Annotated in this window: 18 protein-coding genes; 13 read left to right on the plus strand and 5 right to left on the minus strand. The window is 62.9% G+C overall.

Features of this window, described 5'->3' with window-relative positions; translation table 11 throughout:
- Nucleotides 1-4: 4 nt before the first annotated feature.
- Both AC1RR7_RS23895 and AC1RR7_RS23900 read right to left on the minus strand, forming a co-directional pair.
- The gene (locus tag AC1RR7_RS23895) at nucleotides 5-1,168 is read right to left on the minus strand and encodes an MFS transporter (protein ID WP_096819473.1); all 1,164 of its coding nucleotides are present in this window, start codon (nucleotides 1,166-1,168) and stop codon (nucleotides 5-7) included.
- Nucleotides 1,169-1,201: 33 nt separating this feature from the next.
- On the minus strand, nucleotides 1,202-1,504 hold the full coding sequence (locus tag AC1RR7_RS23900; protein ID WP_007957866.1) for an ArsR/SmtB family transcription factor: 303 nt from the start codon (nucleotides 1,502-1,504) through the stop codon (nucleotides 1,202-1,204).
- A 171-nt stretch (nucleotides 1,505-1,675) separates the two neighbouring features.
- On the opposite strand from AC1RR7_RS23900, the gene AC1RR7_RS23905 reads away from it, so the two are divergent.
- Nucleotides 1,676-2,248 (plus strand): acyl carrier protein phosphodiesterase, encoded by a 573-nt coding sequence (locus AC1RR7_RS23905; RefSeq protein WP_096819472.1) that lies wholly within the window; start codon nucleotides 1,676-1,678, stop codon nucleotides 2,246-2,248.
- A 14-nt stretch (nucleotides 2,249-2,262) separates the two neighbouring features.
- Here the strand turns inward: AC1RR7_RS23905 and AC1RR7_RS23910 are convergent, their stop codons facing one another.
- Both AC1RR7_RS23910 and olsB read right to left on the minus strand, forming a co-directional pair.
- On the minus strand, nucleotides 2,263-3,057 hold the full coding sequence (locus AC1RR7_RS23910; protein ID WP_096819471.1) for a lysophospholipid acyltransferase family protein: 795 nt from the start codon (nucleotides 3,055-3,057) through the stop codon (nucleotides 2,263-2,265).
- A complete protein-coding gene (olsB, locus tag AC1RR7_RS23915) occupies nucleotides 3,057-3,812 on the minus strand; it encodes an L-ornithine N(alpha)-acyltransferase (protein ID WP_493158553.1) in 756 nt (251 codons plus the stop codon). The genes AC1RR7_RS23910 and olsB overlap by 1 nt, the downstream gene beginning before the upstream one ends.
- A gap of 153 nt (nucleotides 3,813-3,965) precedes the next feature.
- Between olsB and AC1RR7_RS23920 the strand changes: the two genes are divergently transcribed.
- The 9 genes from AC1RR7_RS23920 (at nucleotide 3,966) to AC1RR7_RS23960 (ending at nucleotide 13,106) form a co-directional block, all read left to right on the plus strand.
- The gene (locus tag AC1RR7_RS23920) at nucleotides 3,966-4,871 is read left to right on the plus strand and encodes an acyl-CoA dehydrogenase middle domain-containing protein (protein ID WP_493158555.1); all 906 of its coding nucleotides are present in this window, start codon (nucleotides 3,966-3,968) and stop codon (nucleotides 4,869-4,871) included.
- 31 nt (nucleotides 4,872-4,902) lie between these two features.
- Nucleotides 4,903-5,982, plus strand: a complete 1,080-nt coding sequence (locus tag AC1RR7_RS23925; protein ID WP_102621462.1) for a serine hydrolase domain-containing protein — start codon at nucleotides 4,903-4,905, stop codon at nucleotides 5,980-5,982.
- On the plus strand, nucleotides 5,979-6,281 hold the full coding sequence (locus AC1RR7_RS23930) for an amidase (RefSeq protein ID WP_096819467.1): 303 nt from the start codon (nucleotides 5,979-5,981) through the stop codon (nucleotides 6,279-6,281). The genes AC1RR7_RS23925 and AC1RR7_RS23930 overlap by 4 nt, the downstream gene beginning before the upstream one ends.
- Nucleotides 6,282-6,425: 144 nt before the next feature.
- Nucleotides 6,426-7,601 (plus strand): M20 aminoacylase family protein, encoded by a 1,176-nt coding sequence (locus AC1RR7_RS23935; RefSeq protein ID WP_493158557.1) that lies wholly within the window; start codon nucleotides 6,426-6,428, stop codon nucleotides 7,599-7,601.
- Nucleotides 7,602-7,680: 79 nt separating this feature from the next.
- Complete coding sequence (locus tag AC1RR7_RS23940; RefSeq protein ID WP_493158559.1) at nucleotides 7,681-8,991, plus strand: citrate-proton symporter; 1,311 nt, start codon at nucleotides 7,681-7,683, stop codon at nucleotides 8,989-8,991.
- Entirely contained in the window at nucleotides 8,988-10,445 is a 1,458-nt protein-coding gene (locus tag AC1RR7_RS23945) for an amidase (protein WP_273539164.1), read from the plus strand. The genes AC1RR7_RS23940 and AC1RR7_RS23945 overlap by 4 nt, the downstream gene beginning before the upstream one ends.
- Before the next feature lie 59 nt (nucleotides 10,446-10,504).
- On the plus strand, nucleotides 10,505-11,275 hold the full coding sequence (locus tag AC1RR7_RS23950; protein WP_102621458.1) for an IclR family transcriptional regulator: 771 nt from the start codon (nucleotides 10,505-10,507) through the stop codon (nucleotides 11,273-11,275).
- 81 nt (nucleotides 11,276-11,356) lie between these two features.
- Nucleotides 11,357-11,947 carry a YceI family protein gene (locus AC1RR7_RS23955; RefSeq protein WP_273540071.1) on the plus strand — a complete coding sequence of 197 codons (591 nt, stop codon included), beginning with the start codon at nucleotides 11,357-11,359 and terminating at the stop codon, nucleotides 11,945-11,947.
- A gap of 1 nt (nucleotide 11,948) precedes the next feature.
- Nucleotides 11,949-13,106 carry a phospholipase D-like domain-containing protein gene (locus AC1RR7_RS23960; RefSeq protein ID WP_493158562.1) on the plus strand — a complete coding sequence of 386 codons (1,158 nt, stop codon included), beginning with the start codon at nucleotides 11,949-11,951 and terminating at the stop codon, nucleotides 13,104-13,106.
- A 62-nt stretch (nucleotides 13,107-13,168) separates the two neighbouring features.
- On the opposite strand, the gene bglX is transcribed toward AC1RR7_RS23960, so the two are convergent.
- Nucleotides 13,169-15,460: a beta-glucosidase BglX gene (gene bglX / locus AC1RR7_RS23965; protein ID WP_192559986.1), complete on the minus strand. Its 2,292-nt coding sequence runs from the start codon at nucleotides 15,458-15,460 to the stop codon at nucleotides 13,169-13,171.
- 260 nt (nucleotides 15,461-15,720) lie between these two features.
- On the opposite strand from bglX, the gene AC1RR7_RS23970 reads away from it, so the two are divergent.
- Genes AC1RR7_RS23970 through AC1RR7_RS23980 form a run of 3 tightly spaced genes read left to right on the plus strand, consistent with a single transcriptional unit; the run spans nucleotide 15,721 to nucleotide 17,741 of the window.
- A complete protein-coding gene (locus AC1RR7_RS23970) occupies nucleotides 15,721-16,329 on the plus strand; it encodes a LemA family protein (RefSeq protein WP_096819459.1) in 609 nt (202 codons plus the stop codon).
- A gap of 13 nt (nucleotides 16,330-16,342) precedes the next feature.
- Complete coding sequence (locus tag AC1RR7_RS23975; protein WP_493065417.1) at nucleotides 16,343-17,095, plus strand: TPM domain-containing protein; 753 nt, start codon at nucleotides 16,343-16,345, stop codon at nucleotides 17,093-17,095.
- A 28-nt stretch (nucleotides 17,096-17,123) separates the two neighbouring features.
- Complete coding sequence (locus AC1RR7_RS23980; protein ID WP_493158564.1) at nucleotides 17,124-17,741, plus strand: TPM domain-containing protein; 618 nt, start codon at nucleotides 17,124-17,126, stop codon at nucleotides 17,739-17,741.
- The last annotated feature ends 297 nt before the right edge of the window (nucleotides 17,742-18,038 follow it).

Below are 18,038 nucleotides of genomic sequence, written 5' to 3' on the forward strand. Positions count from 1 at the left end.
TGAATCAGTTAGCGGTGGCCAGCTCGGGATTGCCGTTCCGGCGGAAGGTGATCAGGGTGACCAGCAGTGCCAGGATCGCGAGCGCCGCAGCAGCAAGAGGTACGCTGGTCAGGCCGTAGCCGTGGGCGATGACGCTGCCGCCGACCCAGGCGCCGAGGGCGTTGCCGACGTTGAAGGCGCCGATGTTCAGGGTCGACACCAGGTTCGGTGCGGCCTGGCCGTAGGTCACGACGTTCACTTGCAGGGCTGGCACGGCGGCGAAACACGCGGTGGCCCAGAGGAACAGGGTGATCTCGGTCGGGATCAGCGCGATGCTGGTCCAGGTCAGTACGGTGGAGGTCACGGCCATGGCGATGAACACGCCGATCAGCGTCGCGGCCAGGCCTTTGTCGGCCATCTTGCCGCCGATGATGTTGCCGACGGTCAGGCCCAGGCCGATCAACATCAAAGTCCAGGTCACGCCACGGGGCGAGACGCCGGTGACATCGCCCAGCAGCGGTGCGACATAAGTGAACAGGGTGAACACCGAGGCGGCGAACAGTGCGGTCATGCTCAAGGACAGCCAGATCCCGGCGCCTTTGAGCGCGGCCAGTTCGGCGCGCATGTCGAGTTTTTCTTCGTCACGCTTGGCCGGCAGGAAGCGGATCAGGCCGATCAGCGCGATCACACCGATCACGGTCACTGCCCAGAAGGTCGAGCGCCAGCCGGCTTCCTGACCGAGTGCGGTGCCCAGCGGTACGCCGAGTACGTTGGCCAGGGTCAGGCCGGTGAACATCAGGGCCACGGCCGAGGCGCGTTTGTTCGGCGCCACCAGGTTGGCCGCGACCACCGAACCGATGCCGAAGAACGCACCGTGGCAGAGGGCGGTGACGACTCGGGCGAACATCAGCACTTCGTAGTCAGTGGCGATGGCGCAGAGCAGGTTGCCGATAATGAAGATGCCCATCAACGCGACCAGTGCAGCCTTGCGCGGCAGTCTTGCGGTGGCCATCGCCATGAACGGTGCACCAATCGCCACGCCCAGGGCGTAACCGGTCACCAGCCAGCCGGCGCCGGGAATCGACACACCGAGGTCGGCCGCCACATCGGGCAGCAGGCCCATGATGACGAACTCGGTGGTGCCGATGGCGAAGGCGCTCAAGGCGAGTATGAGGAGCGAGAGGGGCATCGTTTAGTCCTTTTGGCTGGCTGACGTTAAGGGTCAGAGCTCTTTGCTGAGGGTGCTGAGGAACGCCTGGATCACGTCCTCGTTGCGTTTGAAAAAGTGCCACTGGCCGGCTTTCTGGCTGCTGATCAGCCCGGCGCGTTGCAGGGTGGCCAGGTGCGCGGAGACGGTCGATTGCGACAGGCCGCAGCGTTGATCGATCTGCCCGGCGCAGATGCCGTACTCGTGGTTGTGGATCTGTTCCGGAAACTGGGCTTTCGGGTCTTTCAGCCAGTTGAGGATGTCTCGCCGTACTGGGTGTGCCAGGGCTTTTATTATTTCGTCGAGGTCAATGTTCATGGCTGGTTGCTCGTGATGTATGTAGCGCTATATCGCGATGAGGCGAACTTTAAATCGGTATTTCGCGATATACCAATATGAATTCGATCTGACGACCGCATAAATCGGTATATCGGGTTATAACGATATGTGAGGTGTAAACAAACGCGGGCGCGGTGCTAAGCTGCGCCCATGAACTATCTCGCACATTTGCACCTCGGTGGCCAGCGTCCCGGTCAATGGCTCGGCAGTCTGTATGGCGATTTCGTCAAAGGACGGCTGCAAGGGCAGTTCGATCCGGAGATCGAAGCGGCGATTGCCCTGCATCGTCAGATCGATGTGTTCACCGATCGCCACCCGTTGGTGGACGCTTCATTGGCGCGTTTTTCCACGACCCGTCGCCGTTACGCCGGCATCGTCCTCGACGTGTTCTTCGACCATTGCCTGGCCCGCGATTGGGCGCTCTACGCCGACCGACCGCTGGCGCAATTCACCACTGACGTATACCGAGTGCTGTCCAGCGAGCGGCAATTGCCCGAGCGCCTGGCGAAGATCGCCCCGCATATGGTGGCCAATGATTGGTTGGGTTCGTATCAGGAATTTGAAGTGCTGGAGCAGGTGCTGCGCGGGATTTCCCGGCGCCTGAGCAAACCTGAAGAACTGGCGGGGGCGATGCAGGAATTGCGGCGTTTGTACGAACCGCTCAGTGACGACTTTCGCTTGTTCTACCCACAGCTGCAGGACTTCGCAGGCCGGCAGCTGTAGGCAGATATTGACGATCAGGCAGCGATCAGCTCGCCTGCACGACGCGGTTCGGCCGGTTTGGCCACCTCGCCGAACAACGCTTTCTGCACCGCTTGCTGGGCTTCGTACGCCAGCGCCGCGCGTTCCCGACCCTGGCAGGCAATCGGCTTGAGCAGATGAACTTCCACATCGCCGCAGTCGTTGCTGAACAGGCGCATCAGGTGTGACAGCAGATCGTCGTCGCCAATGAACGGTGCCAGCGAATCAATCTCGCCATTGCGCAGATAACGGATCGCCACCGGTTGCAGCTTCACTTCCGAATCAATCGCCGCCGACAGCAGACGACCATGGAAGGTACGCAGCGAACGGCCATCCGTGGTGGTGCCTTCCGGGAACATCAGCAGCGGATGTTCGGTTTGCAGGTGACGGGTCATCTGCTTGCGGATCAACTGGCTGTCGCCCGAACCGCGACGGATGAACAGGCTGCCGGCCTTCGCCGCCAGCCAACCGGCCACCGGCCAGGTGCGCACTTCGGCCTTGGACAGAAACGACAGCGGCGTGAGCATCCCGAGCAGCGGAATGTCAGTCCACGACACATGGTTGCTGACCCACAGCATCGGCTGTTTCGGCAGCTCACCGTGGACGGTTACGCGAAAGGGCAGGGCATTGCTCAGGCGCGCCATGAAAAACCGCGACCAGCGCTGCCGGCGTTGCATCGAATGGGCCAAGCCCAGACGCTCGAAAACTCCGAAGACACTGGCCATGCTCAAACCCAGCGTCACCACCAGCAGCACCCGCGCGATCCGCGCGTACACCCGCAGCCGGCTCATCACACGGCCGCCTTGAAGTGCTTGGCGTAACGCGGGCAGAGTTCGTCGCGCTTGAGCAGGATGAACACGTCGGCAACCTGGAAGTCTTCGTCCCAGCACGGCTCGCCGCAGATCTTCGCGCCCAGGCGCATGTAGGCCTTGAGCAGCGGTGGCATTTCGGCAATCACGTTCGACGGAATATCCAGGGTTGGCAGCGGGTTCTTCGGCTCGGCACGCAGGTGTTCGGTGCACAGATAACGTTCGCGCAGGCGCTGCATGATCGCGTGGGCCTGCACGCCGCCGTCCTGCATCGGGATGCTCGCGCAACCCATCAGATAGCTGTAGCCGCCCTGATTGAGGACTTCGGCCAGTTCGCCCCAGAGCACGGCGATGGTGCCGCCGTTGCGGTAGGCCGGGTCGACGCAGGTGCGACCGATTTCCAGGATCGGGCCTTGCAGACCGGCGAGGCCGTGCAGGCTGAATTCTTCTTCGCTGTAGAACTTGCCCAGGCTGCTGGCGGCGGTGTGATCGAGCAAACGGGTGGTCGCCACCAGGCGGCCGGTGTTCAGGTCACGCACGCCGATGTGGCTGCAGTGAACATCATAGTCATCCATGTCCAGACCCAGTTCCGCGCCTTTCAGCTTGGCGTTGAACTCGCCGCTGAACACGTTGAAACGCAAGGCCTGGGCTTGCTGCAAGGCCTCGGCGCCGATCAGGCGTTCGGCTTGCAGACGGCGTTCATTGCCGGTGTCGCTGATGTGGGCGATCTGAGTCATTTGAATCTCCGTACGGGCCTTTAACCCGTCGTGGGTTACAGCCGATCGACTTTCTTTATGCAGCCGTGTTGTGCAAAGTCAGGCTATGTAGCCCCGGTGTCATCGCCATGAATGTTTGGTGATGCTTATATGACAGCCCACGAGGAGCCTCTGATGACCTGGTCGACCCTGCTTGAATGTCGCGAACGCCTGCCCGCCGTTGCCGATCTGGCGGAGGGTTTCGCCACGCTGCTGCATCAACTGGGCAGCGTTACGCCGTTCGAACTGGCGGTGGCGGGAGGGCGGCGGATGGCGACGCCGGGGCTGGCGTTTCTGGTGGGCTATCAGGCGGCGTTGCGGATGCTCTGGCCGAGCGCGCCGCCGAGCCTGGGTGCTTTGTGTGCGACCGAACAGCGCAGCCTGCGACCGGCGGACATGCAGACCCGGCTCACGGATCTGCGCCTGAGCGGGCAAAAGGATTTCGTCACCGCCGGCGATGCGGCGGACTGGCTGTTGATCGCCGCCCGCAGTGAGCAACCCGGCGAATCGCCGCGCCTGAGCCTGGCGGTGGTGTACCCCGGCGAATCCGGCGTGCGCGTGGAAAAACTCCCGGCGCTGCCGTTGATGCCGGACATCAGCCATGGCCGCTTGTACCTCGATGAGGCTCTGTGTGAGTTGCTCGCCGGGGACGGTTGGGATGCCTACGTCAAACCGTTCCGCAGTCTTGAAGATGTCTATGTGCTCAGCGCAATGACCGCGTGGCTGTACGGCGTCGGTCAGGACAGCGGCTGGCCGCAGCCGCTGCAATTGCGCTTGCTGGCGCTGTTGGCCGGTTGCGCGGAGGTCAGTCGGCAGCCACCGAACAATCCGGCGGGGCATGTGTTGCTCGGTGGCTTGTTTGCGCAGTTCGACGGGCTTAAAGCGGAAGTCGATCAGGCGCTGCTCGACGGCAATCCGGAATGGGCAGCGATGTGGCAGCGCGATCAGTCGGTCATGCAACTGGCCGCAGGTGCGCGGGCCAAGCGTCTGGCCAAGGCGTTGGCGGCAAGTCAAAACACATCTGTCATGAACGCCGGCTAGTCTTGTCAGGTTCATCCCCAGAGCCCTCACCATGTTCAAAGGCCTGTCTCTGTTTCTGCTGCTGATCAGCTTCACGGTTCAGGCCGAACAATGGCCGGGCGAGCAGTGGCCGAGTGGCCCGAAACTCACCGGCCCGGCCGTCGATGCAATGGAGGCCTACGCCTTCCCGACCCGCGATGACAACACCCGCCAGGGCATCCGCACCGACGCCTTGCTGGTGATCCGCGACGGTCAGCTCATCTACGAACGCTACGCCGCTGCGACCACCGCCGACACGCCGCACCTGACCTGGTCGATCAGCAAAAGCCTGATGGCCACGGTGTTCGGCGTGGCGTACGGCGAAGGCTTGTTCAAGCTCGATGATCCCGTCGCGAAGTTTTACCCGGTGCTGGAAAAACACCCGGCCATCACGATCCAGGATCTGCTGCACTGGGCCTCGGGTATCGACTGGCAGGAAGACTACGAATACGCCCCGCTGAAATCCTCGGTGGTGGCCATGCTCTACACCCGTGGTCATCGCGACATGGCCGCCTTCACCGCCGACCACGACAGCTACGCACCAGCGGGTCAGGCGTTCCGCTATTCCAGCGGCGACAGCAATCTGTTGGCAGCGGCGCTGAAAACCATCGTCGGCCCGCAGCGGTATCCCGACTATCCATGGACGGCACTTTTCGATCCCTTGGGCATCCGCCATGCCACCTGGGAAACCGATGCCACGGGCACCTTCGTCGCGTCTTCATACGCTTACCTGACGGCGCGGGATCTGGCGCGAATCGGCCTGCTGATGGAACGGGACGGACGCTGGAACGACCGGCAGTTGTTGCCCAAGGATTGGGTCGCCTTCAATCGCCAGCCCTTCGCCGGCTACAAGGCTAATCAGGACGAAGCCGTGCCCGGCGGCCAGTGGTGGCTCAATCGACCGGCAGACGGTGCCCCCTCGCCATGGCCCGACGCACCCCCCGACACCTTCGCCGCCCTCGGCCACTGGGGCCAGGCGCTGTACGTGATCCCGAGCGAAAAACTGGTGATCGTGCGCTACGGCGATGACCGCGACGGCAGCTATCGCCATAACGAATTGCTCAAGCGTGTGCTCGGGGCGGTGCGGCCATGAAGTTGTTCAGACGAATCCTGCTGGTGCTGCTTGTCGTGCTGCTGGGCTGGGGCTGGCACGAGCGCGAGAATCTGTGGGCCTTCCCGGACATCATCAGCGCCTACACCGCCAAGGAATATTGTTCGTGCCGCTACGTCATGAACAACGACGCCGAGTATTGCCGTGGCTACGTGAAGCAATGGTTGCCCAGCGAACTGACCGATGACCGAACGCAAAAACTGGTTACCGCCAGCGGCATGGGGCGCAGCAACAGCGCCCGGTGGCAAGGCGAACGCCAAGGCTGTCGCCTGCAACCCTGATCCGGTTCCACCCTGCGGAACCACATTCGATTGTCCTCTCGCGTGTCTCGCGGTTATCTGGCGGTGAGCACGACCTGCCGTTCATGTGTCGTGAAACAACACCGAACAACAAGACCGGGAAACACCCGCGCGAGGAGAACCGTCATGCCCCGACATCAGCACATTCTGGCCTGGCTCAACGACGTGTCTGGCGACCTGCACGCCACCCGCCAGGACATTCACGCCCACCCTGAACTCGGTTTCGAGGAAAGCCGCACCTCGGCGCTGGTCGCCCGCTCGCTCGAAGAGTGGGGCTATGAAGTCCACACTGGCGTCGGCAAGACTGGGGTGGTCGGCGTGCTGCGCAACGGCAGCAGCACACGCAAACTCGGGCTGCGGGCCGACATGGATGCGCTGCCGATCATCGAGAATACCGGTGTCGCCTACAGCAGTCGTCATCAGGGCTGCATGCACGCCTGCGGCCACGACGGGCACACCGCGATGCTGCTCGGCGCCGCGCGTTATCTGGCGGCGACCCGTCAGTTCGACGGCACCCTGACGCTGATTTTCCAGCCCGCCGAAGAGGGGCAGGGCGGGGCCGAAGCGATGCTCGCCGATGGCCTGCTCGAACGCTTCCCGTGCGATGCGCTGTTCGGCATGCACAACATGCCGGGCCTGCCGGCGGGGCACCTGGGCTTTCGCGAAGGGCCGATGATGGCTTCGCAGGATCTGCTCACGGTGACCATCGAAGGCGTCGGCGGCCACGGATCGATGCCGCATCTGGCGGTGGATCCGCTGGTGGCGGCAGCGAGTGTGGTGATGGCTTTGCAAACCGTGGTCGCGCGCAACATCGATGCGCAGCAGGCGGCGGTGGTGACCGTTGGCGCGTTGCAGGCCGGCGAGGCCGCCAACGTGATTCCGCAACAGGCGATCCTGCGCCTGAGTCTGCGTGCGCTGAACGCCGAAGTCCGCGTACAGACACTGGACCGCGTGCGCTCGATCATCGAAGCCCAGGCCGAAAGCTTCGGCTGCACCTCATCCATCGAACACCGCCCGGCCTACCCGGTGCTGGTCAACCACGCCGCCGAAACCGAGTTCGCCCGTCAGGTCGGCGTCGAACTGGTCGGCGCCGACGCCGTGGATGGCAACACACCAAAACTGATGGGTAGCGAGGACTTCGCCTGGATGCTCCAGCGCTGCCCCGGCGCCTACCTGTTCATCGGCAACGGCGTGGCGCGGCCGATGGTGCATAACCCGGCCTACGACTTCAACGACGACATTCTGCTGACCGGCGCAGCGTATTGGGGCGCGCTCACCGAGAGCTGGCTCAAGCCGGCCTGATTTCTTCACTTTTTGCTGCCGCTGAAGCGCAGGTGCGCACGTGCCTGCGTGGTCAACCCACAGCTTCTGGAGAATCCCCATGCAGACTTCGAACGCAGGCGTTTCGCGCACCCGGCAAGTGGTCGCCGCCGTCATCGGCAACGCCCTGGAATGGTACGACTTCATCGTTTACGGCTTTCTGGCGAGCATCATCGCCCGGCAATTTTTCCCGTCCGACGACGACTACGCCTCGCTGCTGATGGCGCTGGCGACTTTCGGCGTCGGCTTTTTCATGCGCCCGGTGGGCGGCATCCTGCTCGGCATCTACTCCGACCGTAAAGGGCGCAAGGCCGCGATGCAGATGATCATCCGCCTGATGACCGTGTCCATCGCCCTGATCGCGTTTGCGCCGAACTACGCCGCCATCGGCATGGGCGCGCCGTTGCTGATCGTGGTAGCTCGGATGCTGCAGGGCTTTGCCACGGGCGGCGAATACGCCAGCGCCACGGCGTTTCTGGTGGAGAGCGCGCCGGCCCATCGCAAGGGTTTGTATGGCTCGTGGCAACTGGTCGGGCAATGCCTGGCGGTGTTCAGCGGTGCGGCGATGGTGGCGCTGGTCACGCACCTGTTTTCCCCCGAAGCGCTGGACAGTTGGGGCTGGCGGATTCCATTCGTGCTCGGTCTGTTGATCGGCCCGGTGGGCTTGTGGATTCGCAAACACATGGAAGAACCGGAAGAATTTCTCGAAGCGCGCAAAAAAGCCAAAGGCGCCGCGCCCGGCCTTTGGCAAGTGCTGCGCGAACATCGCCGCAGCCTGCTGGTATCGATGGGCCTGGCGTGTGGGGCAACAGTGTCGTTCTACGTGGTGCTGGTGAACATGCCGACTTTCGCCCACAAAAACCTCGGCCTGCCGCTGGATCAGGTGTTGCTGGTGCAGATGCTCGCGGTGGGGCTGATGACCGTGGTAATTCCGCTGTCGGGCGTACTGTCGGACCGCCTCGGTCGGCGGCCGGTGCTGATGGCCTTCACCCTGGCATTTTTCGTCATGGTCTATCCGCTCTATGTGTGGGTCGCGGCGGCGCCTTCGATCGAGCGCTTGCTGGTGATGCAACTGCTGCTGTGCACGGCGATTGGCGGGTTCTTCGGCCCGGCCCCGACAGCGCTGGCCGAGCAGTTCCCGATTGAAGTGCGCTCCACTGGCGTGTCGGTGGCCTACAACGTAGCGGTGATGGTGTTCGGTGGTTTCGCGCCGCTGATCGTCACCTGGCTGAGCAAAGTTCTGAACACCCCGGTGGCGCCGTCGTTCTATGTCTTGTTCGCTTGCCTGCTGACCCTGCTCGGTACTTACTGTTTGCAAGAGGCCCCGCGTGCGAAGAAATCCGTTGCGCTCAACCTGGGAGTGAAACCGTGAGTCTGTTAGCCATCGATCCGATTGTCGCCCTCGACGCCGATGCGTTGTCCCGGGCGATTCATGCCCGCAAGGTGTCGTGCCGCGAGGTGATGCAGGCGTATCTGACGCACATCGATCGCTTCAATCCGGCGGTCAACGCGCTGGTCTCGTTGCGTCCGCAGGACGTGCTGTTGCGCGAAGCCGATGAATGTGACCGGCAACTGGATCGCGGCGAGTCCCGGGGCTGGATGCATGGCATGCCCCAGGCGATCAAGGACCTGGCGGCCACCGCCGGGTTGCGCACCACCCTGGGTTCGCCGTTGTTTGCCGAGCAAGTGCCGCAGCACGATGCGATCAGCGTGGCGCGGGTGCGCGATTGCGGGGCGATCATCATCGGCAAGAGCAACGTCCCGGAGTTCGGCCTCGGTTCGCAGACCTACAACAGCGTGTTCGGCACCACCACCAACGCCTACGATCCGAACCTGATCGCCGGCGGCAGCAGCGGCGGGGCGGCGGTGGCACTGGCCCTGCGCCTGCTGCCTGTGGCCGATGGCAGCGACATGATGGGCTCGCTGCGCAACCCGGCAGCGTTCAACAACGTGTTCGGTTTCCGCCCGTCCCAGGGCCGCGTGCCCCATGGACCGGCGCCGGAAGTGTTCGTCCAGCAACTGGCCACCGAAGGGCCGATGGGGCGCACGGTCACCGACGTCGCGCGATTGCTCTCGACCCAGGCCGGTTACGATCCGCGCGTGCCGCTGTCGCTGGCTGATGAGCCACGGGATTTCGGGCTGGATCTGCAACAGGACTTCACCGACGTGCGCCTCGGCTGGCTCGGCGATTACAACGGCTATCTGCCGATGGACGATGGCGTGTTGAGTCTGTGCGAATCGGCGCTGGCGGATTTCAGTGCATTGGGTTGCCACGTCGAAGCCTGTCAGCCGGAGTTTTCCATGGAGCGCTTGTGGCAGACCTGGCTCACGCACCGCCATTTCCTGGTGCAGGGCAGCCTCGGCGCGGCGTATGCCGACCCGCAAAAACGGGCGCTGCTCAAACCCGAAGCGCAGTGGGAAATCGAGGGTGGTTTGCGTCTGACCGCTGCCGAGGTCTATCAGGCATCGGTCGCGCGCAGCGAGTGGTATCGCGCGGTGAGCGAGTTGTTCGAGCGTTACGATTTCCTGCTGCTGCCCACCGCCCAAGTGTTCCCTTTTGATGCACAGCAACCGTGGCCGCGAGTCGTCGGCGGGCAGACCATGGACACCTATCACCGCTGGATGGAGGTGGTGATCGGCCCGACACTGGCAGGGCTTCCGAGCATCAGCGTGCCGGTGGGTTTCAACCCGGCCGGGTTGCCGATGGGCTTGCAAATCATCGGCCCGGCCCAGGCGGATCGGGCGGTGCTGCAACTGGCCTATGCTCATGAGCAACTGACGCGCTGGGTCGAACGGCGACCGCCGGCGTGCCTGCAATCGGCCTGAGCGGCCCGCATCTTGCTGCACGAAGTGATCTTTCACCCGCATCCACGGAGGTCGAACACATGGGCAGCAAGGCAGACACCGGCAGCGTGCGCTCGGTCGAACGGGCGCTGGCCATCGTCGAGTTGCTCGGCGAGCATCAGGCGTTGGGACTCGAAGAGTTGCACTACCTGACCACCCTGCCCAAAGCCACGGTGTCGCGGATGCTCGCCACCTTGCAGGAGCAGGGCTGGATCTATCGCGGCCTCAGCGACCGTCGCTACCGGTTGTGCGCCAAGCGGCTGTTCGGTGATCGTCAGCAACGCTTCAAGCGCCATCTGGTGGAAAGCGCCGCGCCGATGCTGCTCGAACTCAGCGAGCGCACCGGGCTGGTGGCGGATCTGTCGTGCTTCGACGGCGAGCGGGTTGAAGTGATGGAAAGCGCGATCCCGCAAGTGCTGCGCAAACGCTATCCGAACAACTGTCAGATCGTCGGTCATCACGCGAGCCTGTTTCATTCGGCGATGGGCCGGGCCTGTCTGGGAGAGCTCGACAGCCAGGACGTGCGGCGCCTGGCCGAGCGCGAACAACTGGCGGATGACGGGGCATTGCAGGCCACCGAGCAAGCCCTGCATCAGGGCTTCGGTCAGCGCACCGAAGGTTATTGGGAATACCCGGTGCGCCTGCCGTTCCTGATTCGCGCGGTGGCGTTGCCGATTCGTGCGCAGGGGCAACTGGTCGGCAGCATGGCGCTGCATTGGCCGATGGATCAGGCGCCGGTGGAGCGGGTGCTGAGCCTGCACCTCAACAGCCTCGCGGCGACTATTGGCCAGGTGCAGCAGGCGTTGGTCTGAGCGTTTGCACAGACTGACAGTTTGCAATAGCGCCACGGCCAGTTAAGGTTCGTGCAGGTTTATCGGCCCCACGAGTCTTCAATGTTCAACCGTTCTCTGTGCAACGCCTTCGCCGGCCTGCTGCTGGGCGCCGTCGCGCTGCCGGCCCAGGCCAACTGGTATCTGGACGGCGAGTCGTCGCGGCTGTCATTCGTCAGCACGAAAAACGCCAACGTGTCCGAAGTGCAGCGCTTTCTGGTGCTGCACGGCAAGGTCGATCCCGATGGCCGCGCCGAAGTCGAGGTCGAGCTGGACTCGATCAACAGCGGCATCCCGCTGCGCGACGAACGCATGCGCAAGGAACTGTTCCAGATCGAGCAATTTCCCGAGGCGACCATCACCACGCAAATCGACCTGCGCCCGATCAACGATCTGGCCCCCGGCGCGCAACTTGAGTTGCGCCTGCCGCTGACCGTCAACCTGCACGGCAAACAGCACGAATACCCCGCTGAACTGCTCGCCACGCGCCTTGATGACCGACGCTTTCAAGTGGTGACGCTGGAGCCGCTGGTGATCAACGCCGAGGATTTCGATCTGCTGCCAGGGCTGGAAAGCTTGCGCAAAATGGCCGGCCTGTCGGCCATCAGTCTATCGGTGCCGGTGGGTGCGGTGCTGATCTTCACGGCGCGCTGACATGCGCGGCGCAGTGTTCCCGTGGCGTGACGGCAACCGCTTCGAACTGTTGATCGACGGCCCGCAATTCTTCCCGCGCATGCTTGAGGAAATCGCCCGCGCCCGTGAGCAGATTGAACTGGAGCTGTATCTGGTAGAGGCCGGCGCCTGTGCCGAAACCGTGGTTCAGGCGTTGGTGCTGGCAGCCGAGCGGGGCGTGCGGGTGCGCTGCCTGTTCGATGATTACGGCAGCCTCGCCTTCACCCTGACCTTGCGTCAGCGCCTGACCCTCGCCGGTGTCGAGCTGCGTTTCTACAATCGCCTGAACTGGCGGCGCTGGGTCGGCAATTTCTATCGCGATCACCGCAAGCTGTTGCTGGTCGATCAGCGTCTGGCGGTGGTTGGCGGCACCGGGGTGACCGACGAATTCTGGACGCCGGGCCACGACACCAGCGAATGGCACGAAGTGATGGTGCAGATCACAGGCCCCTTGGTGCTCGACTGGCAATTGCTGTTCGACCGCCAATGGATCGCCAACCGCCATCGCCGGGCCTGGAAGCCTCACGCGAATTTCGGCCTGCCGCGATTGCCGCGCGTACCCGACACCGGCGAGGGCATGGGCCGTGTGGCCTACGCCGACGCCCGCCAGCATCGCGACATTCTGCAATCGCTGTTCCGCGCACTGAACGGCGGCCAGAAGCGCATCTGGCTGGCCACGCCGTACTTCCTGCCGACCTGGAAAATCCGCCGCTCCCTGCGCAAAGCCGCCGCCCGTGGCCTCGATGTGCGCCTGCTGCTGACCGGGCCGCGTACCGATCATCCCTCGGTGCGTTACGCCGGGCATCGCTATTACCCGCGCCTGCTCAAGGCCGGGGTGAAGATCTTCGAATATCAGCCGTGTTTCCTGCACCTGAAAATGGTGCTGGTGGACGATTGGGTGAGCATCGGCTCATGCAATTTCGACCATTGGAATTTGCGCTTCAACCTTGAGGCGAATCTGGAGGCGCTGGATCCGTCACTGACAGCAGCGGTGGTGGCGAGTTTCGAGAAGGACTTCGGCCTGAGTCAGCAGGTGAGTCTGGAGGAATGGCAGCGCCGGCCGTTGTGGCGGCGAGTGAAACAGCGGATCTGGGGATGGGTGGATCGGGTGGTGGTCAACCTGCTGGATAGACGCGGCTAGTCGCCAACCCCCGATTGATCGTTCCCACGCTCCGCGTGGGAACGATCGGTTAGCTTTAACAGTTACAGCAATTCAAAGCTCTGCTGCGTCACGTCCTGGGAATCCAGGCCGATCTGCACGTTGAACTTGCCAGGCTCTGCCGCGTACTTGAGCTGGGCGTTGTAGAACTTCAGGTCATCTTCGGTGATGGTGAAGTGCACGACTTTCTGTTCGCCGGCCTTGAGCATGATCTTCTGGAAGTTCTTCAGCTCCTTGACCGGACGGATCATCGAACCGGTGACGTCCTGGATGTACAGCTGCACCACGGTTTCGCCGTCACGCTTGCCGGTGTTTTTCACCGTGACACTGGCGTCGAGCTTGCCGGTGGTGTTCAGGGTGGTCGACGACAGCGCCATGTCGCTCAGGCTGAAATCGGTGTAGCTCAGGCCGTAACCGAACGGGAACAGGGGCCCGGTGGTGTCATCGAAATACTGCGAGGTGTAGTTGCCCGGCTTGCCCGGCGTGAACGGCCGGCCAATGCTCAGGTGGTTGTAGTAGGTCGGGATCTGGCCCACGGAGCGCGGGAAGGTCACCGGCAGTTTGCCCGACGGGTTGTAGTCGCCGAACAGCACGTCGGCGATGGCGTTGCCGCCCTCGGTGCCGCTGAACCAGGTCTCCAGAATCGCGTCAGCCTGTTCCTTTTCCTGAAGGATCGTCAGCGGACGGCCGTTCATCAGCACCAGCACCAACGGCTTGCCGGTGGCTTTCAGGGCACGGATCAGCTCACGCTGGTTTTCCGGGATGTTCAGGTCGGTACGGCTCGACGATTCGTGGGACATGCCACGGGATTCGCCCACGGCTGCAACGATTACGTCAGCGTCCTTGGCGGCTTTCACCGCTTCGTCGATCAGCACGTTGGCCGGGCGCGGGTCATCGACCACTTCCGGCGCATCGAAGTTGAGGAAGTTCAGGTAGTCGAGGACCTTCTTGTCGCTGGTGATGTTGGCGCCACGGGCGTAGATCAGGTTCGACTTGTCGCCGATCACGCTGCTCATGCCGTCGAACAGGGTGACCGATTGCGCCGGACGGCCAGCAGCGGCCCAACTGCCCATCATGTCGATCGGGGCCTTGGCCAGCGGACCGACCAGCGCGACTTTCGCGGATTTCTTCAGCGGCAGGGTTTCGTTCTGGTTCTTCAGCAGCACCAGGCTGCGACGGGCGACGTCACGAGCGTCGGCGCGGTGCAGGCGGCTGTCGGCGTAGGTGTCGGCCGGATCGTCTTCGGCCTTGCCGATGCGCAGGTACGGGTCCTTGAACAGGCCCATGTCGTACTTGGCCCCGAGCACTTCGCGCACGGCGTTGTCGATGTCTTTCTGTTCGATTTCACCGGACTTGAGCAGCCCCGGCAGTTCTTTGCCGTACAGGGTGTCGTTCATGCTCATGTCGATGCCGGCCTTGATCGCCAGCTTCGCCGCTTCACGACCGTCGGCTGCCACGCCGTGCTTGATCAGCTCGAAGATCGCGCCGTGGTCGCTGACCGCCAGGCCCTTGAAGCCCCATTCCTTGCGCAACAGGTCGTTCATCAGCCAGGTGTTGGCGGTGGCCGGGATACCGTTGATCGAGTTCAGCGCGACCATCACGCCACCGGCGCCGGCATCAATCGCGGCGCGGTACGGTGGCAGATAGTCCTGGTACATCTTCACCGGGCTCATGTCGACGGTGTTGTAGTCGCGACCACCCTCGACCGCGCCGTACAGGGCGAAGTGCTTGACGCTGGCCATGATGCTGTCGGCCGCGCTCGGCGTGTCGCCCTGATAGGCCTTGACCATGACTTTGGCGATGCGCGAGGTCAGGTAGGTGTCTTCACCGAAACCTTCGGAGCTGCGGCCCCAGCGCGGGTCGCGGGAAATATCGACCATCGGCGCGAAGGTGATGTCGAGGCTGTCGGCTGCGGCCTCTTTGGCGGCAACGCGCCCGGACTGGCCGATGGCGTCCATGTCCCAGCTCGATGCGAGGGCCAATGGAATCGGGAAAATCGTACGGTGGCCGTGGATCACGTCGTACGCGAAAAACATCGGGATCTTCAGGCGGCTGCGCATGGCAGCGTCCTGCATCGGCCGGTTTTCCGGGCGGGTGATCGAGTTGAAGGTGCCACCGATGTTGCCGGCGGCGATCTCTTTGCGGATCAGTTCGCGAGGCATCTCCGGGCCGATGCTGATCAGGCGCAACTGGCCGATCTTCTCGTCGAGGGTCATTTGTTTCATCAGGTTACTGATGAACGCATCCTTGTTTTCCAGGGGTACCGGGGTCGTGGCGGCCAGTACTTGATGACTGGCCAGGCTGACGAACAGGCCCAGCAAACACAGCTTCTTCATGAATAGTTTTCTCAAGGGCCTAAACGGCGTTGCAATGCCGGCCAGCCAAAATTTAGGGAGCGACTATTGTTGTTCGGGTGCTGATTCAGAAAACGACAGCCGAATGTACATCGTCAGTTTCGACGACGTGATCGCGCAGGGCCTCTTTTTAGCCCATCGGCCCGCCGCAATCCAGTGGCGCGGGCGATTATGCCCCAACCGCCGGCTGAGAATGTTTCGCGAGTCATTATTCATGAAATGTGCAAGGGAGCACCCGTCCGATGAATGTCAGTCCTGTCTACCGCTCGCGTTTGCAGGTCGCCACCTTGCTGGTGCTGGCCACGCTGTTGACCGCCTGCGGTATCAACAACATCCCCACCCTCGACGAACAGGCCAAGGCGGCCTGGGGCCAGGTGCAGAACCAGTATCAGCGCCGCGCCGACCTGATCCCCAACCTGGTGGAAACCGTGAAGGGTTATGCCAAGCACGAGGAGGAAACCCTGACGGCGGTGGTCGAAGCCCGGGCCAAGGCGACGTCGATCCAGGTCGATGCCAGCACCCTCGACAACCCGGAAAAGCTCAAGCAGTTCCAGCAGGCCCAGGATCAACTGACCGGTGCCTTGAGCCGATTGATGGTGGTGTCCGAACGTTATCCGGACCTGAAGGCCAACCAGAACTTCCTCGCCCTGCAATCGCAACTTGAGGGCACGGAAAACCGCATCGCCGTGGCCCGCCGCGATTTCATTCTGGCGGTGCAGAAATACAACACCGAGATCCGCACCTTTCCCGGTCGCTTGTGGCACAGCGTGATGTACAGCGACCTGCCGATCCGCGAGACCTTCGAAGCCACCAGCCCCGGCGCGGACAAGGCCCCGGAAGTGAAGTTCTGAGCCGGGGATGCCCATGCGTGTGTTGAAGATGGGCCTGGTGCTGATGCTGTGGCTGTTCGCCGTCAGCGCCCGGGCCGAGTTGACCTTTCCGGCGCTGACCGGGCGGGTGGTGGACGACGCGCAGATGATCGAGCCCTCGGTGCGCGTGCAACTGAACCAGCAGTTGCAGGCCCACGAACAGGCGACCGGCGAGCAGTTGGTGGTCGTGACGTTGCCGAACCTGCAAGGCACTACCATCGAGGACTACGGCGTTGAACTGGGCCGGCATTGGGGCATCGGCCAGAAGGACAAGAACAACGGCGCACTGTTGATCGTCGCCCGGGACGAGCGCAAATTGCGCATCGAAGTCGGCTACGGGCTGGAGGATCGCCTGACCGATGCCCAGAGTTCGGTGATCATTCATCAGGTGATCACGCCATCGTTCAAGGCCGGCAATTTCAGCAAGGGCATCAGCGACGGCGTGGCGGCGATGCTGGTGGTGCTGGGCGGCAATCCACTGGACGAACCTTCCACGGTGTATGAATCGGCCGGCGATCCGTCGGACGATTTCGTCTCGCGGCACCCGGCGTTGTTCGTATTTCTGGTGATGTTGTTCATCCTGACTGTTTTTATCTGCCAGATGCTCGGTATCCTTCCCGCCGGCCGGGGCGGCTCCGGAGGAGGGGGCGGCTTTGGTGGCGGTGGTTTTGGCGGCGGCGGTGGAGGCGGGGGCTTCAGCGGCGGCGGTGGCAGTTTCGGCGGGGGCGGGTCTTCCGGCGGCTGGTGATAACAATAATGAGCAGGCACTTCACGACATGGCATTACTGACTGAACACGAACAACGCAAGGTCGCCGAGGCCATCGCCCGGGTCGAGCGCGACACCGACGCCGAACTGGTGACGGTGCTGGCGGCCCGCGCCGACGACTACGCGTACATCCCGCTGCTGTGGGCCAGCCTGCTGGCGCTGGTGGTGCCGGGTATCGTGCATTACCTGACCGGCTGGCTGACGATGCACAGTCTGCTGCTGGTGCAGTGGGTCAGTTTTGTCGTGCTGTGCCTGGTGTTTCGTTTGCCCAAGGTCACCACCCATCTGATTCCGCGCCACGTCCGCCACTGGCGTGCCTCGAACCTGGCGCGGCGGCAGTTTCTCGAACAGAACCTGCATCACACGGTGGGCAGCACCGGCATGCTGATTTTTGTCTGCGAGGCGGAGCGCTACGTGGAGATCCTGGTGGACGAAGGGATTTCCAAAAAACTGGATAACAAGAGCTGGGATTCGATTGTCGCGGTGTTTACCGAGCAGGTGCGGCAGGGGCAGACGTTGCAGGGATTTGTCACCTGCATCGAGGCGTGCGGCGAGTTGCTCAAGGTGCATGTGCCGGTGACGCAGGTGAGAAATGAGTTGCCGAATCGGTTGGTGGTGTTGGGGTAGTTTCGGCAGTTTTATAGGACTTGAGATCGCAGCCCTCACCCCAGCCCTCTCCCGGAGGGAGAGGGAGCCGACCGAGTTGTCTGCCGCGATCCATCGACCTGAAATATCGAGTCGATTATGGATTCAAAGCCAATCGTTCAAGTCGGCGTATCTCCTCAATATCCCGCAATCGGCTCCCTCTCCCTCCGGGAGAGGGCTGGGGTGAGGGCCGCTTTTAAAAGCCGTTCGGTAAATAAGAGCGTGTCCCCAATCCCCATCCCCCCTAAACTACCCACCATTCCCGATTTGCCCGTCCGA

Source organism: Pseudomonas sp. GW821-FHT11G12 (genome assembly GCF_058808055.1).